Source organism: Alkalihalobacillus phoenicis, assembly GCF_047302405.1.
GTDB lineage: Bacteria > Bacillota > Bacilli > Bacillales > Bacillaceae_D > Alkalihalobacillus.
On the sequence record NZ_CP154853.1, the window covers coordinates 4,609,047 to 4,624,162 of the forward strand.

Consider the following 15,116-nt stretch of genomic DNA (forward strand, 5'->3'; position numbering starts at 1 on the left):
AATGAATCCAAAAGCCAGTTGCTAAAAGCCGCAAAGAGAATCAAAGAGCCGCAATGAATCCCGAAGCACATGAATAAAAGCCGCAAAGGGAATCAAAGGCCGTCAATGAATCCCGAAGCACATGAATCAAAGCTGCAAAGGGAATCAAAGGCTGTCAATGAATCCCGAAGCCATCGAATCAAAGCCAGAAAGGGAATCAAAGAGCCGCAATGAATCCCAAAGCCATCGAATCGAAGCCACAAAGGGAATCAAAGGCCGTCAATGAATCCCAAAGCACATGAATCAAAGCTGCAAAGGGAATCAAAGACCGTCAATGAGTCCCGAAGCCATCGAATCGAAGCTGCAAAGGGAATCAAAGAGCCGCAATGAATCCCAAAGCACATGAATCAAAGCCAGAAAGGGAATCAAAGGCCGTCAATGAGTCCCGAAGCCATCGAATCGAAGCTGCAAAGGGAATCAAAGACCGTCAATGAATCCCAAAGCCATCGAATCGAAGCCCCTCAATTAACCCGAAATCCAGTCACATAAAAGCTCCAAAAATCAAAGCAATCGCGTAAATCGAATCGCATTGACCTAGCTAGAACGATATACTATAATTAGACTGTTATGGACTGGAAATTTTAATGAGGTGAAGAGACGTGTTAGAACGTTTGCAATCAGTAGAAGACCGCTATAATCGGTTAAATGAGTTGTTAAGTGATCCTGATGTCATTAGTGATTCAAAAAAATTAAGAGAATATTCTAAAGAGCAATCAAATATAGAAGAAACCGTTCAAGTTTATCGCGAGTATAAAGAAGTGGCAGAGCAATTAAAAGACGCGAAACAAATGCTTGAAGAGAAGCTTGATAATGAAATGTACGAAATGGTAAAGGAAGAAATTAATGAATTAAACCCACGCCAAAAAGAATTAGAAGAGAGCTTAAGAATTCTTTTATTACCAAAGGACCCGAATGATGATAAAAACGTAATCGTCGAAATTCGTGGAGCGGCTGGTGGAGATGAAGCTCAACTTTTTGCTGGTGACCTTTACAAAATGTACTCTCGCTTTGCAGAAGCACAAGGCTGGCGTACGGAAGTAATTGAGGCTACTTCAACAGAGCTCGGCGGTTATAAAGAGATTATCTTTATGGTCAACGGGGCTGGAGCTTATTCTAAATTAAAGTATGAAAATGGAGCTCATCGTGTTCAACGTGTTCCACAAACGGAATCGGGCGGACGAATTCACACTTCTACAGCAACGGTCGCAGTTTTACCTGAAGCAGAGGAAGTGGAAGTAGAAATCCACGATAAAGATATTCGTGTCGATACATTTGCATCAAGTGGACCAGGTGGGCAAAGTGTTAACACGACAATGTCTGCTGTTCGTTTAACGCATTTACCGACTGCAACAGTTGTTTCTTGTCAGGATGAGAAATCACAAATCAAAAACAAGGAAAAAGCGATGAAAGTTCTTCGTGCCCGTGTTTATGATAAAATCCAACGAGAAGTTCAAGCTGAATACGATGAAACAAGAAAATCAGCTGTCGGTACAGGAGATCGTTCAGAGCGTATCCGCACGTACAATTTCCCACAAAGTCGTGTAACCGACCACCGCATCGGCTTAACATTGCAAAAGCTTGACCAAATTTTACAAGGGAAGATTGATGAAATCATCGATGCTTTAATTGTAGAAGAGCAGGCCGAGCAAATGAGACGAGCGGAAGACTAAGATGAAACAAATGACTGTGAATGGAGCCCTCAATTGGGCTTCTTCTTTTTTAGAGGCACAAAAGGCTGAGTGGGAAAAGCCGGCGATTGAATGGTTATTACGTCACCATCTTCAAATATCGCGTTCACAAATGTTTATGATGATGCATGATGAGGTCGAGCCTGAGGTGTTCGCGATATTTTGTGCCGATGTTAAAAAATATAGCGAGGGCATGCCGGTTCAGCACCTGATCGGTTATGAAGAATTTTATGGCCGTCCGTTTAAAGTGAATCGTAATGTACTCATCCCAAGGCCAGAAACGGAAGAGCTAGTCGTCGCTGTTTTGCAAAAAAAACAAGAACTATTTAGGGAGAGCCGTGCTGTCTCCGTGCTTGATGTTGGAACTGGTAGTGGGGCAATTGCGATTTCGTTGGCATTGGAAGACGCCCAATTGAATGTCGCGGCCGTTGATTTGTCAGAAGCCGCGTTACAAGTAGCAAAAGAAAACGCTGTTCATTTAGGGGCACAAGTGAATTTTGAGATAAGTGATTTGCTGCAAACCCCGATAAAGAGCGAGTGCAAATTTGATATCATCGTCTCTAATCCTCCATACATACCGATTGGTGAAAAGGCGACCCTTGCTGCTAATGTGAGAGAACACGAGCCACACCTCGCCTTATTTGGGGGCGAAGACGGCTACGATTTATATCGACGCCTTGTGCGAGAGCTACCATTAGTTATGAATGATCGAGGCCTCATTGCATTCGAAGTCGGTGCCGGTCAAACAAGGGAAGTAGCAAGCATGCTGCGGGAAGCTTTCCGACACGCGACAGTGGAAAGGTTGAACGACATTAACGGAAAAGACCGAATCGTCCTTTGTTATGGCGATTTAAATTAAATGAATGTGGAAAGCAGTGCCGACTAGGAGTTGGTGCTGTTTTTTTGTGGTGTATAGCTGGTTGAAAGGACAAAAAGGAGAGGTGGAGCGTAACGAATGTCCAATAAAAGAGGGTTATAGGACAAAAAGGAGAGGTGGAGTGTAACGAATGTCCAATAAAAGAGGGTTATAGGACAAAAAGGAGAGGTGGAACGTAGCGAATGTCCAATAAAAGAGGGTTATAGGACAAAATAAAAAAGAAACCGCCTTAATTGTCCCATTAGCATTTATGGCGGTTCAAAGTTTTATCCAAATTTGCTTACCCTGTTTAATGACTGTCACCATTTACTTGTCTACATAGTAGGAGCTTTTCCGACCACCGATAAGTTTGTATTTTTTCGTTAGCAGTCTTTGAAGAGTGCGTCGCTTTTGGCTATCTAATTTACACCATTCGCTAATGGCACTTGTGGTTAATTTTCTTTTTGGAAATAATAAGCGAAATTCCTTGATGCTCCGATTAGCAGCTTCGTAAAATTTTTCGCTATAATGGCAGTTTCTACATAATAAATAATGGCCACTGAAATAAGTCTCCAAACTATTGCACTTGCTACAAAAAATGCCTTTGTTCAATTGGGAATATTCATAGACGGGGATTCGAGAATGAGGGCTTTGCTTGAGATGAGAAGTTAATAAAAATTCAGCTAACTTTTTGTGAGAAGCTTTCATTTTTCTGTATGGTTGCTGTAATAATTTCTTTTTAAATCGGGTCATTAAAGGTGGAAAGATAAAATGAGGGTTATGTGGATCAGCTTGAAATAAATGAAATTCAGGATTGATGAAAATCACATAGGAAGTAATCGGTGGCGGTTGTAAATGATATTCCTGAAAAAGCTGTCTGAGTAGGGATTCACTCCGATTTAGTTGCTCTAGGGGGTTTTTTATTTCGAGCTTGGATTGGGTATAAAACCGGTTTTCTTCATAAATAAAGGCACCTTCGTAGTTTTTTACCTCAAATAAAAGGACGGAGCTTGGTGTAATGATAAGGGAATCCAACTGGAATATGGTTTTGTTTTTCTCGAGGAGGAGGTCATGGAGTTGAATCCAATCTTCGGGTAAATCGGCAGTCCATTCGTCAAATTGGCGTTCACCTTTCAATCCTTTTTCTAAATGGAGAATATGCTGAGCGTCTTCTTCTGTTAAAAGCTGACCTCGTGCTTTTAAACTATGCCAAATTGATAATTCAATTGGTTTTTGTCGAGTTTTTTCAATCATTTCTGCCTCCTTTTAATAAAGTATCTATTATATTTTACAGAATTTTGCGTCTTTTGAGCAAGCTTTTTCGCTCTTTTTGATAAACACTCAGGAAATTTTATCAAAATATTTACCAAAATATGATACACTACGTTTAAATGAATATATGTTGTAGAGTTTAGGTGCTCATTTAGAGTGAAAAGGGAATTCGGTGCGATACCGAAGCTGTTTCCGCAACTGTAAATGCTGATGAAATAAGAGATGACCACTGTCCACGAAAGAGTGATGGGAAGGTTCTTAGAGTAAAAGGAAGCATAAGCCAGGATACCTGCCTAATCTTGAACGTATTTGCTCTTCGGAAATTAAGAGGATTGTACGGTTATGTTTCTATCAGTCTATTTATTATATGGATATTAGGGATACCGTCCGATTTTTTCGGGCGTTTTTTTATGGTTTTATATTGTTAAACAAACCGGCCTTCCCATATGAGCTCATATAGATGATGAATCCGCGTCAAACGACTCTCCTATAGGCAACATGTCCTTTTTAATCCCTTTTAAAAAAGCCGACTTCCATTAAAAGAGCAAACCACAGAACATTCATAAGGAATCGTCCAAGGAACGAGGTGATGATGTGAAAAAAGATATGAGGTATTTATGTTATCCGTATATGCGTGAATCGGCCTCAACCGTTGATTTTGAAATCAGAACCGATTCGATGACGACCCGAATAGGACAAGCGGCGAGTTTAGTAAAAAAGAATTCAAAGTTGATAACGGTGTATGATCACTTAATGGAACTTTTGCCGATGGCTTATCATCTGAATGGTTCAGTCAGAGGGAAACTGGCGATTGAAGAGCAAGATTTAGCTCGGTTAAGTGACATTTACGACTTTTATTTGGAGGTTGTTCAGGAGCAAATAACGCAATTTTTATTGCCACAAGGCTCCGATGTGGCATGTGCTCTTCATGTGTGCCGAAGCGAAGCGAAAAAATCAGTCCGAGCTCTACATAAAGTTAGTTTAGAGAGAGATGTACCGAAGCTTTTATTTGACTACACTCATTTGCTCGCGAATGTCTTTTTTGTGATGGCGGTTTTTGTTAATCACCTTGAGGAAGTCCAGGAGGTTCCATTTCAAAGCAAGTCCTATCCAATGAGAAAACCGAAAAACGAGGAGGAGAAAAAATGAATACAAAACAATGGACAAAGTGGTTAAGCATTTTTATTACAATTTTATTTTTAACAGCGTGTCAAACAGACACAAATGAGCCAGGAGACGGAGCTCAAGGAATTGGTGACGATGCCGAGAGTTCTTATACGGTGACAGATGATGAGGGGACAGAAATCACCTTTGAGCAAGCTCCTGAGACAGTTGTCTCGTTGCAACCAAGTAATACAGAAATTTTATTCGCTTTAGGAGTAGGAGATAAGGTCGTTGGGGCGACAGATTTTGATAATTATCCTGAAGAAGCCCTTGAAATTCAACGTGTATCTGATTCGATGAATATTGATGCCGAGGCGATTATTGCTTTGAATCCAGATGTCATTATTGCGTATACAATTGGACAAAGAGAAATGATTGAGCCACTTATTGATGCAGGAATTCCTATTTTTGTAATTGAATCAGCTACCTCTTTTGAAGATGTCTATGGTGACATCGAACAAATTGCGGCTATCATGGGTGTAAGTGAAAAGGGTGAGCAACTGAATGCGGAAATCCAAGCCCAAGTTGCTGCGGTTGAGGAAAATCTTCAAAACTTAGAAGATGAGAAGCAAATTTATTTTGAAATCAGCCCTGCTCCAGAAATTTATACAACAGGGGACGCCACTTTTCAACAAGAAATTATGAACAAAGCTAGTGTTATAAATGTTTTTGGTGACCAAGAGGGTTGGATTAAATTAAGTGAAGAAGAAGTTGTCAGCCGTAATCCAGAAGCTATTTTTACAACCGTTCATTATGTTGACGACCCGATTGCTGAAATTAAAGCCCGTGATGGATGGGATGTAATCTCAGCGATTCAAAATGACCAAGTCTTCCTCGTTGATGGTGATATCCTGTCACGACCAGGCCCAAGAATTGGCGAAGCAGTAGAATTATTAGCAAAAGAAGCTTATCCAGAGCTTTTTGAGTAAAAGTAGTTGATTAAATAAACGTTTAATTAAAAACACTACCTGTGTCGAGGGTTGATTAATAATCTGGGCTTATGGGAAAAAAAGAGAGTGAGCTGGAATGTGACAAAGGAAGAGGGTTTTAAAGGACAAAAGAGGGAGCCGAAGAGGCTGAAAGTCCAATAACAAGAGTTTAAAGGACAAAAGAGGGAGCCTGAAGCTGGCAAGTGTCCAATAACAAGAGTTTAAAGGACAAAAGAGGGAGCCGAAGAGGCTGAAAGTCCAATAACAAGAGTTTAAAGGACAAAAAAGGGAGCCGAAGCTGGAAAGTGTCCAATAACGAGAGTTTAAAGGACAAAAAAGGGAGCCGAAGTGTCCAAGTGTCCAATAACCCCAGTTTAAAGGACAAAAAGCACCCCAACCTCTCCACAATTGTCCAAGAGAGCTCACCCCCGCACCCCCCATCACCTAAAAACTTGTCGAAAAGATCCTAGTTTAGGAATCTAGTAATCTGACTAGACTGTTTGGTGAAGGGGCGGTGCGAATCTATTATGAAACCAAATGTTATTATTTATCTATTATTCTCTTTTTTTGTATTAATTGTAAGCTGGGAGTTCCAGCACTCACAGGCGGTAGCTGATTTTCATCAAGAAATTAATGAAGAGGAAGCGATTCGTCTTCGGATCTTAGCGAATAGTGATGGGATTCAAGACCAAATGGTAAAGCGTTCGATTCGTGATAAAGTGAATGAGCAAATTACCGAATGGGTTGTTGGAATAGATGACTTAGACGAGGCTGGACAGCTGATTAAAGATAATTTATCAGAGATTGAAAGCATTGTAGAGGAAGAGTTACAGAAGCTTAGGTTAAATCAAGATTACACAGTCGAGTTTGATGAAGTGCAATTTCCGACGAAAATTTATGGGAATATCGTTTATCCAGCCGGTTGGTATAATGCGGTCTTGATTACATTAGGGGAAGGCAATGGAGAAAATTGGTGGTGCGTGCTATTTCCGCCTTTATGCTTTTTAGATTTTGAAAATGGGGAAGCGGTTGAGCAGGAACTAACGGATGAAGTAGCAAGTACTGAGACAAGTGAAGTAGAAGAGGAAGAAGAGCCAGAGGACATCGATGACGTGAAAATCTCCTTTTTTATCTTTGATTTCTTTGGCAACTTGTTTGACCGTCTATTTGGATAAAAAGAAAAACATGCGGATTTTTGTAAAAATCATGCATGTTTTTTTATTTGTCTGCATAATTAATCGTAACCATTGATTTGTCGCATGTGAAATGTGGTCCTGAAATGGACTGACTTCCTTATATTGGATATGGGGAGAAAAACACTGTACATTTTTCAGAACCTTCATATATAATATAAGGTAATTTAAGAAATGGAGAGTGATTTTTTTTGGACGATGTCCCGTTAAGTATGATTTTGATTTTTAGTCTGCTGTTAGTGTTGTCTACTTTCTTTTCGTTTGTGGAGACGGCTTATGCCAATGCGAACCGAATTCGATTAAAGCAGTACGAGGAAGAAGGGAGACTAGGAGCAAAAAGAGCGGTCTATATAGCTGATCATATTGAAAAGGCACTTTCAACTAGCTTTATAGGATTTAACTTAGTCAACATCGCCGCTGCGGCTATCGCAGCACAAATAGCCATTCAAATTTATGACCAAGGTACAGGAGTTTTTATTAGTGCATTTGCTGTGACGATTCTTGTTTTATTATTTGCAGGTGTGATTCCAAAAACGATTGCCAAACAATATGCAGAAACTTTAGCTATGAAGTTTTCTTTTTTATTGCATCTGTTTATGATGGTTCTAACACCTGTCACTTGGGTTTTTATGAAAATTCAAAAAGGGTTTTCCAAGTTTATGAAGGTTAAGGAAGTTAGTCCATCTGTAACGGAAGAGGAAATTAAAGCGATCATTGATATCAGTGAAGAAGAAGGAGTGATTGACAAGCGTGAAAAAGAGCTTGTGAACCGTTCCCTCGATTTTAATGATATTGTTGTGAGTGAGATTTTAAGGCCTCGACCTGACATGGTTGCGATTGAAATTAATCAACCAATCCATGAAATAAAGGATATTTTCTTTGAGGAACGTTACTCCCGAATTCCAGTATATGAGGGCTCAATTGATAATATTATTGGGATTTTATCAGAGCGAGACTTTTTAACGGCTTTGATTCAACAAGGGGAACATCAGGTAAAGATTCGTACGTTACTCAGAAATCCATTATTTGTCGTTCAATCAATGAAGGTGTCTACTTTATTACCGGAATTACAGAAACAAAAAGTTCATATGGCGATTGTCATTGATGAATTTGGTGGTACTTCTGGATTAATTACATTAGAAGATTTGCTAGAAGAAATCGTCGGTGAAATTTGGGATGAACACGATGAAAGCATTCGGATGGTTAAGCAACTTGATGCGAGTAACTATATCTTCTTTGGCGATTATTCCGTCGATGAGTTTGCTAACTTTTTACAAGTTGGAATCCCAGAAACGAGCCAAAATACGATTGGTGGTTGGTTGACCGAAGTATTCACAAGAGTTCCAAATGTAGGGGAAGAATATCCCTATGAAAATTTGCTTCTTAAAGTGACAGAGGCAGAGGAAAGAAGAATTCGCCAAGTAGAAGTAACCGTTGTCGAACGTACGTTGTCAACGGGTTGATTATATAAGTAAAAAAGAGAACGGTCCTGATGATTTCAGGAGCGTTTTTTTAGATGCGTTTGTTTTCGGGCACATTCAATGAACCAAACCTTTGTCTATCCACACACATATCCACATATTAAAACGAGCTCAATTATTTCGCCACAAAATCTTTAGGAATCTATCGATTATAAAAAAGATTGCTATAAATATCTGGTTATATTCATATTTTGTACGAGCGTGTCATAGATATATAGTAGATTTACGGTAAGAAAAAGGAGGGGAATGGACTTGAGTTTAGTCGTTCGAAAAGCAGAAAAGCATGATTTATTAAAAATTCAACGATTGATGGCAAGAGCGGGGGCACAGGATACAGCTATAGATGAACAAGTCACGAAGTTCCTAGTTGTCGAGAATGATGATAAGGTGATTATAGGGATTGCGGGGATTGAAAAAGGTAAAAAAAATGGATTAATTCGTTCCTTTATTTTAGATTCACCAACGTGGACGGCCGAAATGAGTATTGAATTTATGGACATCGTCCTCGCGTATGCAAAGGAAAGAAAAATTGAAAGAATTTATGCTTGTACAAAAGGAAAAACACCTCTGTTTTGGCAGCTCGGGTTTAGACAAATTGACAAAGAAGAAGTACCAATTGATATAAGTTCTTTACCTCATTATCAACGGACCATTGGGCAAAATGTCGCTGTTTGGTCGTACGATTTAAAAAGCGAAGTAAGCTAATATCTAAAAGTTATCTACAGGTTATACACAACTGTGGGTAACTTTTTTCGTTTTCTGTGGATATTGTGGTTATCTAAAAATTATAAACGATTGAGGCGATTCAACATAATGTAACATTTACTGAGTAAAGTTCTTTTATTTTGTCGACATTTGACAATTTTCCTATCTAGGTTAACAATAATGATGATAGGAGAGGTTAGAAATGAATAATCAACAAACAAGACAATGGACTGTGGATAAATTAGAGGAAAACTTAATAAATAATCGAGCGATAAAAGAAGCTGCCCAAATTTTAAAAAAGGGAGAAGTGATCGCGTTTCCGACTGAAACGGTGTATGGCTTAGGAGCAAACGCCTATGATGAAACGGCAATTGCGAAAATCTTTGCAGCCAAAGGGAGACCGAGTGACAACCCACTCATTGTCCATATCGCCAATCGCGAGCAAATGCTGCCCTTTATTGAGGGGATTTCTGAAAAAGCGGAGCAACTAATCGCTGCTTTTTGGCCAGGTCCACTTACCTTAATTTTTAAACAAAAAGGAAAGATTGCGTGCAATGTGACAGCTGGATTGGACACGATTGCGGTTCGAATGCCTGATCATCCAGTCGCGGCGGCTCTACTTGTAACGAGTGACTTACCGCTAGCAGCCCCAAGTGCCAATCTTTCGGGGAGACCGAGTCCGACAACAGCAGCTCATGTCATGCTTGATTTAAACAACCGAATTGCAGGTGTTGTCGACGGGGGTTCGACAGGCGTCGGTTTGGAGTCGACGGTATTAGATGTTTCCACAGAACAACCAATTTTATACCGTCCTGGTGGTGTAACAAAGGAACAAATTGAAGAAGTTATTGGGCCAATCGCAGTCGATCCTGCCTTAAAAAAAGCGGAAGAAGCTCCGCGCTCTCCGGGGATGAAGTATACTCATTACTCGCCGAATGGAGAGGTTTATCTAGTTCGAGCGAGCACAGATATTCAAAAGCATGTTGATAAATGGCAGGCAAAAGGAAAACGAGTCGGGGTTTTGACAACCGAAGAAAATGTGCAAAGGTATACGGCAGATGTGATCGTTAGCAGTGGCAGTCGCGAAAACTTACCCACAGTCGCCACCCATCTCTATGATAGCTTACGTCAGTTTGACAAAGAAAAAGCCGAGATCATCTTCGCCGAAGTCTTCCCAGAAGAAGGCATCGGAATGGCGATCATGAACCGCCTCGAAAAAGCCGCCTCGGGAAGATACCTCTAACGAAGAATATTGAATTCGTAAAAAACTAATTCATAGGCACTCAAGCACCTTACTTTTAAGAGAAGTCGGGTGTTTTTTTGCTGGGTAAATTAAGGCTCCTAGTTATAGGAAAGAAAGTGATGAAAAATCCAATCAGATTTAGGGGTGGGTCGATAAGTCATAAGCAGGAGAGCCGGATTGTTAGTTACGTTCAGACTTTGGAGGAGAAAGTCATCATCATAGCGGCCGAAGAGCTACCTTTAGGTTTTAGGCCATAAAACCAGCCCCGTTGCGACGTCGCCCACCATTCTCATTTGAGACAACTATCACTAAAGGAAAAGTAACCTCATCCAAAATATTGGCTAATAGTTGGCCCAAATCATTTTTGATGATCAAAACGGAGCGAACGAAATGCCCGGAGACTCCCGACTCATCCACGGAACGCGTAGGGCATGCAGCTCGCGGAGTAGGCAAACTAATGTAACTATATTAACGAGTAGACCGACTTTCATTGGCCTGCCCCAAGCCCCCATTCACTCTAGCCAATTTCCATACTTCTTCTTCTAATCGAAGTAAGACATGCATACATATCAACATGAGGATGGACAAGGAGCGGTGTGGATGAATGAGCTTGTTACGATTATACTTATGGCTGGAGCCCTTGGGATGGACGCATTCTCCGTTGCCTTAGGGATGGGGATGCTCGGACTCAGAATGAAACGGATTTTTATAATTGGACTAGTTATTGGGATTTTTCATGTCATCATGCCATTGATCGGGATGGCAACGGGCATTTGGATGTCGTCGTTTTTAGGAGTCATCACAATATATATTGGCGGTGCATTATTATTGATCATTGGCTTGCAGATGGTCTATTCCTGTTTTAAATCGGAAGAGGAGCCGTATATTAGACCAGTTGGGTGGGGGTTATTTGTATTTGCATTGAGTGTAAGCATCGATAGTTTTTCTGCAGGCCTTAGTTTTGGAATGTTAGGAGCTAAAACAATTTTAACGGTCACGATTATAGGGGTATTCAGTATGGTTCTTTCGTGGATTGGTTTAATCTTAGGGGCACGGTTACAAAACTTCGTTGGGGCATATGGGGTTTTTCTAGGAGGCTGTATTTTAATCACATTCGGTATGAAGTTGCTTTTACCATAGCGTACAGCTTTTTCGTGTAATGAAACTCCCTCACCGGCCGACAGTCATTCCCTTATTCAGCTGCATAAATCAGCATAAATATGTCAAACTTTACTTTGATCCTCACTGTTATTCTGACATTTATATGATAAGATTATGAAGAAGAGATGAGTAGGGCAGACTACCTATAAAAACGAATCGGATGATTGCGTCGTTTGACCTATATAAAGGAAGGTGTCACGAGTATGAGTAAAAAACAAATTTTATTTATTTGTACAGGTAATACTTGTCGTAGTCCACTTGCAGAAGTTTTATTAAAGGATAAGGCAGGCTCACGTTTTGAGGTTCAATCTGCTGGAATCTATGCATTTCCTGGCAGTCCAGCTTCAGCCGGGACAACGGAGGTTTTGGAAAATCGGAATTTGACGGCTGACGAACATCTTTCACAAGCGGTTACATTGGACTTATTAGACTGGGCCGACGTTGTGTTAACGATGACTGAAAGCCACCGTCAACAATTGGTTAGTCAGTACCTGGAACATGCAATAAAAACGTATTCTTTGACTTCCTTTGTAGAAGAAGAGGGAGAGATTTCGGATCCATTTGGTGGCCCTGTCGAAGTGTATGAACAAACAGCCCAGCAATTAGAGCATTTGCTCCAGAAGTTATTAAAAAAATTAACATAAATTTTGTGCAATCAGGAATTACACATAAAAGGTTAGGTAGGCTATGGGCCATTGTCGAAAGGGTGGGGATGAGTTTATGGAAAACAAGACGAAATATCGCGGGAGTTTACGGAGAAAGCTTGTCATTGGGGCAAGTTTATTAGCGGTTATCACGTTTGGGTTTAGCGCCATTTTTATTTTTGTTTTAAATACTTATTTAATAGACTTGTTAGGCTGGACAGAAAAAGGGGTATTTGCTTTTACATTAATTAGTGGGGTGTTTTGGAGTTCAGTCTTAGCTTATTTTGCCGCTGGTTATATTACAAAGCCGATTGGTGAGGTCGAAAAAGGAGCGAGACTTGCAGCATCTGGAGATCTCTCCCAAGATGTTAAAGTATCGAAATCAGATGATGAGGTACGGGCGTTAGGTCTTGCTTATAATGAAATGTTAACAAGTTTACGATTAATGGTAAAAGATATTGAAGATAATTTTGAAAAGACAAATGAAAACGTGAAAGAATTAACGAGTTCAGCAGAAGTGGCAGCAACGAGAGGCGAACAAATTGGTCATACGATGGATGAAATTTCGCAAGGAGCGGAAAACTCTGCTTACGCTATTCAAAATACCGTTTCATCAATTGAACATATTACAACGATTGCTGAGCAAGTCCAAGGGTTGGCTAGCAATTCGCAAAAGTCATCGAAAAAAATGGTTGGCTCTCTTTCAAATAGTTTAGAGGTCATTAGTGAGCTTGTGGATGGAATTACTCAGCTAGCCAGTGACAATCAAGATTCTTTAAAAGGTGTTGGGATTTTAGAAAAGCAGGCAAAAGAAGTTGGGGAAATCATTTCATTAGTCGGTGACATTGCCGAGCAAACGAATCTACTTGCCTTGAATGCCTCGATTGAAGCAGCAAGAGCGGGTGAGCATGGACGTGGCTTTGCTGTTGTTGCCGATGAGGTACGAAAATTGGCTGATGAAAGTGCACAAGCCGTTCAAGGAATTACAAAGCTTGTACATAATATTCAATTTGAAGTAAAAAATGTTGTAGAAAAAATAAGCAGTCAAGTAAAAAGGGCTAATGACCAATCCCAAAAAGGAAAAGAAACGACAAAATCCATCATGGAAGTTGAGCAATCTGTTCAAGAGGTGGAAAAAGTCATTGAAGAAATTACGATTATGATCGATGAACAAATGGAATCGATTAAGAAGACAAATGCTGAATCTCAAGAGGTTGCGGCTATTGCAGAAGAAACTTCAGCAGGTTCTACAGAAGTAAGTTCGATGACAGAGCACCAAGCAAACGCCTTAACGGGGATTAATAATAGTGCTCAAAACCTTTCAGAACAGGCAAAGAGATTGAAGGCGACGATAGAAAAGTTTACAATATAATTAGAAACTATAGGAAAGAATCATTAAAGTTAGGTGAAACTAATTTTATTGGTTCTTTTTGATTATTAACCATGAAAAAAAACACATGTTGGAGGGTAAAAACAATGAAAATCGCGATTGCATCCGATCACGGTGGTATGAATATTAAAAAGGAAATTGTTTCACTTTTAGAAGAGCTAGGTTATGAATATGAGGATTTTGGCTGTGATTGTGAAACATCAGTTGATTATCCTGACTATGCGTTACCAGTGGCTAAAAAAGTAGCAGCTGGAGAATTTGAGCGTGGCATTTTAATTTGTGGAACAGGGATTGGCATGTCGATTGCGGCCAACAAAGTGAAAGGAATTCGTTGTGCCCTCGTTCATGATACATTTAGTGCCAGAGCGACTCGTGAGCATAATGATACAAATATGCTTTCCATGGGAGAACGTGTCATTGGTGCCGGTCTTGCCCGCGACATCGCAAAAATTTGGTTAGAAACGGAATTTCAAGGCGGTAGACATGCCAATCGAGTAGGGAAAATTTCAGATTATGAAGCGTGAATAAGGCTACCGACTCACCCGCCGAACGCGTAGTGAATGCAGCTCTTGGAGTATGCTAACTGACTTATCCACATCTTAACAAATAGACCGATTTTTCAGTGGGATGCTCAGCTGTTCTTTTGCGGAAAGCGTAGTGTATTTTTATTGCAGCTTAAATAATTACATGCGATCAGCCTTTTTAATTTTAAAGAACCTTACATAAAGAGGTAGAACCCTTCTCAAATTTTGCATAAGGAGTGATTGGTATGGAGCTAAACATCGAACAATTGAAGGATTCGTTAAAAAAGGCACTAACGGATTTGAAAAAAGCGAAACCATTAACGGAATATTCGATATTGGTGATCGGCTGTTCGACTAGTGAAGTCATCGGGGCAACCATTGGGACAAGCGGTTCAAATGATGTGGCGGAGGCTATTTTTGATGTGCTTCAAGCTGAAAAAGTCGCTCTAGCTTTTCAATGTTGCGAGCATTTAAACCGAGCATTAGTGGTAGAACGTGAAGTAGCGGAGCGGAAGTTTTATGAATCTGTATCAGCGATTCCGATTCGAAAAGCGGGTGGAGCGATGGCGACGTATGCATTCAGTCAAATGAAGGATCCTGTTTTAGTGGAAGAGGTACAAGCGGATGCAGGGATAGATATTGGCGATACTTTTATTGGGATGCATTTGAAAAAAGTTGCGGTTCCAGTTCGAAGTGAAGTGAAATCAATCGGTGCCGCCCATTTAACGATGGCAGTCACAAGACCTAAGTTAATTGGGGGAATAAGGGCCGTTTACGAACAGACTGTAGAAACTGAATGATTTTTGATCTAAAAGCAGAAATAATAC

At 40.2% G+C, this 15,116-nt stretch carries 14 protein-coding genes and 1 riboswitch; of the genes, 13 read left to right on the forward strand and 1 reads right to left on the reverse strand.

The features are described 5' to 3' along the window. Positions 1 to 638 precede the first annotated feature (638 nt). On the forward strand, positions 639 to 1,709 hold the full coding sequence (gene prfA / locus AA0017_RS21610) for a peptide chain release factor 1 (protein ID WP_413377909.1): 1,071 nt from the start codon (positions 639 to 641) through the stop codon (positions 1,707 to 1,709). 1 nt (position 1,710) lies between these two features. Then, the gene (prmC, locus tag AA0017_RS21615) at positions 1,711 to 2,586 is read left to right on the forward strand and encodes a peptide chain release factor N(5)-glutamine methyltransferase (protein ID WP_413377911.1); all 876 of its coding nucleotides are present in this window, start codon (positions 1,711 to 1,713) and stop codon (positions 2,584 to 2,586) included. 324 nt (positions 2,587 to 2,910) lie between these two features. On the opposite strand, the gene AA0017_RS21620 is transcribed toward prmC, so the two are convergent. After that, entirely contained in the window at positions 2,911 to 3,837 is a 927-nt protein-coding gene (locus AA0017_RS21620; RefSeq protein ID WP_413377913.1) for a nuclease-related domain-containing protein, read from the reverse strand. Positions 3,838 to 3,979: 142 nt separating this feature from the next. Next, positions 3,980 to 4,167: riboswitch (cobalamin riboswitch) on the forward strand. 282 nt (positions 4,168 to 4,449) lie between these two features. Between AA0017_RS21620 and AA0017_RS21625 the strand changes: the two genes are divergently transcribed. The 11 genes from AA0017_RS21625 to AA0017_RS21675 all read left to right on the forward strand — a co-directional run bounded on the left by AA0017_RS21625 (position 4,450) and on the right by AA0017_RS21675 (position 15,089). Then, positions 4,450 to 5,004, forward strand: a complete 555-nt coding sequence (locus AA0017_RS21625; protein WP_413377915.1) for a hypothetical protein — start codon at positions 4,450 to 4,452, stop codon at positions 5,002 to 5,004. Then, positions 5,001 to 5,948 (forward strand): ABC transporter substrate-binding protein, encoded by a 948-nt coding sequence (locus AA0017_RS21630; RefSeq protein WP_413377917.1) that lies wholly within the window; start codon positions 5,001 to 5,003, stop codon positions 5,946 to 5,948. The genes AA0017_RS21625 and AA0017_RS21630 overlap by 4 nt, the downstream gene beginning before the upstream one ends. Positions 5,949 to 6,475: 527 nt before the next feature. After that, positions 6,476 to 7,123: a stage II sporulation protein R gene (spoIIR, locus tag AA0017_RS21635; RefSeq protein WP_413377919.1), complete on the forward strand. Its 648-nt coding sequence runs from the start codon at positions 6,476 to 6,478 to the stop codon at positions 7,121 to 7,123. Between the two features lie 209 nt (positions 7,124 to 7,332). Continuing rightward, a complete protein-coding gene (locus tag AA0017_RS21640; protein ID WP_413377921.1) occupies positions 7,333 to 8,604 on the forward strand; it encodes a hemolysin family protein in 1,272 nt (423 codons plus the stop codon). A gap of 264 nt (positions 8,605 to 8,868) precedes the next feature. After that, on the forward strand, positions 8,869 to 9,327 hold the full coding sequence (locus AA0017_RS21645) for a GNAT family N-acetyltransferase (protein WP_413377923.1): 459 nt from the start codon (positions 8,869 to 8,871) through the stop codon (positions 9,325 to 9,327). Between the two features lie 202 nt (positions 9,328 to 9,529). Next, positions 9,530 to 10,570 (forward strand): L-threonylcarbamoyladenylate synthase, encoded by a 1,041-nt coding sequence (locus tag AA0017_RS21650; protein ID WP_413377925.1) that lies wholly within the window; start codon positions 9,530 to 9,532, stop codon positions 10,568 to 10,570. A 600-nt stretch (positions 10,571 to 11,170) separates the two neighbouring features. Continuing rightward, the gene (locus AA0017_RS21655) at positions 11,171 to 11,710 is read left to right on the forward strand and encodes a manganese efflux pump MntP family protein (protein ID WP_413377927.1); all 540 of its coding nucleotides are present in this window, start codon (positions 11,171 to 11,173) and stop codon (positions 11,708 to 11,710) included. A 224-nt stretch (positions 11,711 to 11,934) separates the two neighbouring features. Next, positions 11,935 to 12,375 (forward strand): low molecular weight protein arginine phosphatase, encoded by a 441-nt coding sequence (locus AA0017_RS21660; RefSeq protein WP_413377929.1) that lies wholly within the window; start codon positions 11,935 to 11,937, stop codon positions 12,373 to 12,375. 76 nt (positions 12,376 to 12,451) lie between these two features. Then, entirely contained in the window at positions 12,452 to 13,747 is a 1,296-nt protein-coding gene (locus AA0017_RS21665) for a methyl-accepting chemotaxis protein (protein ID WP_413377931.1), read from the forward strand. A gap of 104 nt (positions 13,748 to 13,851) precedes the next feature. Continuing rightward, on the forward strand, positions 13,852 to 14,289 hold the full coding sequence (gene rpiB, locus AA0017_RS21670; protein ID WP_413377933.1) for a ribose 5-phosphate isomerase B: 438 nt from the start codon (positions 13,852 to 13,854) through the stop codon (positions 14,287 to 14,289). A 245-nt stretch (positions 14,290 to 14,534) separates the two neighbouring features. Continuing rightward, on the forward strand, positions 14,535 to 15,089 hold the full coding sequence (locus AA0017_RS21675; protein WP_413377935.1) for a TIGR01440 family protein: 555 nt from the start codon (positions 14,535 to 14,537) through the stop codon (positions 15,087 to 15,089). Positions 15,090 to 15,116 lie beyond the last annotated feature (27 nt).

Coding starts and splice junctions, on each gene's coding strand:
- AA0017_RS21655 (WP_413377927.1), top strand. CDS start 11,171: ATGAATGAGCTTGTTACGATTATACTTATGGCTGGAGCCCTTGGGATG.
- AA0017_RS21620 (WP_413377913.1), bottom strand. CDS start 3,837: ATGATTGAAAAAACTCGACAAAAACCAATTGAATTATCAATTTGGCAT.
- spoIIR (WP_413377919.1), top strand. CDS start 6,476: ATGAAACCAAATGTTATTATTTATCTATTATTCTCTTTTTTTGTATTA.
- AA0017_RS21660 (WP_413377929.1), top strand. CDS start 11,935: ATGAGTAAAAAACAAATTTTATTTATTTGTACAGGTAATACTTGTCGT.
- AA0017_RS21645 (WP_413377923.1), top strand. CDS start 8,869: ATGGACTTGAGTTTAGTCGTTCGAAAAGCAGAAAAGCATGATTTATTA.
- rpiB (WP_413377933.1), top strand. CDS start 13,852: ATGAAAATCGCGATTGCATCCGATCACGGTGGTATGAATATTAAAAAG.
- AA0017_RS21665 (WP_413377931.1), top strand. CDS start 12,452: ATGGAAAACAAGACGAAATATCGCGGGAGTTTACGGAGAAAGCTTGTC.
- AA0017_RS21630 (WP_413377917.1), top strand. CDS start 5,001: ATGAATACAAAACAATGGACAAAGTGGTTAAGCATTTTTATTACAATT.
- prmC (WP_413377911.1), top strand. CDS start 1,711: ATGAAACAAATGACTGTGAATGGAGCCCTCAATTGGGCTTCTTCTTTT.
- AA0017_RS21650 (WP_413377925.1), top strand. CDS start 9,530: ATGAATAATCAACAAACAAGACAATGGACTGTGGATAAATTAGAGGAA.
- AA0017_RS21675 (WP_413377935.1), top strand. CDS start 14,535: ATGGAGCTAAACATCGAACAATTGAAGGATTCGTTAAAAAAGGCACTA.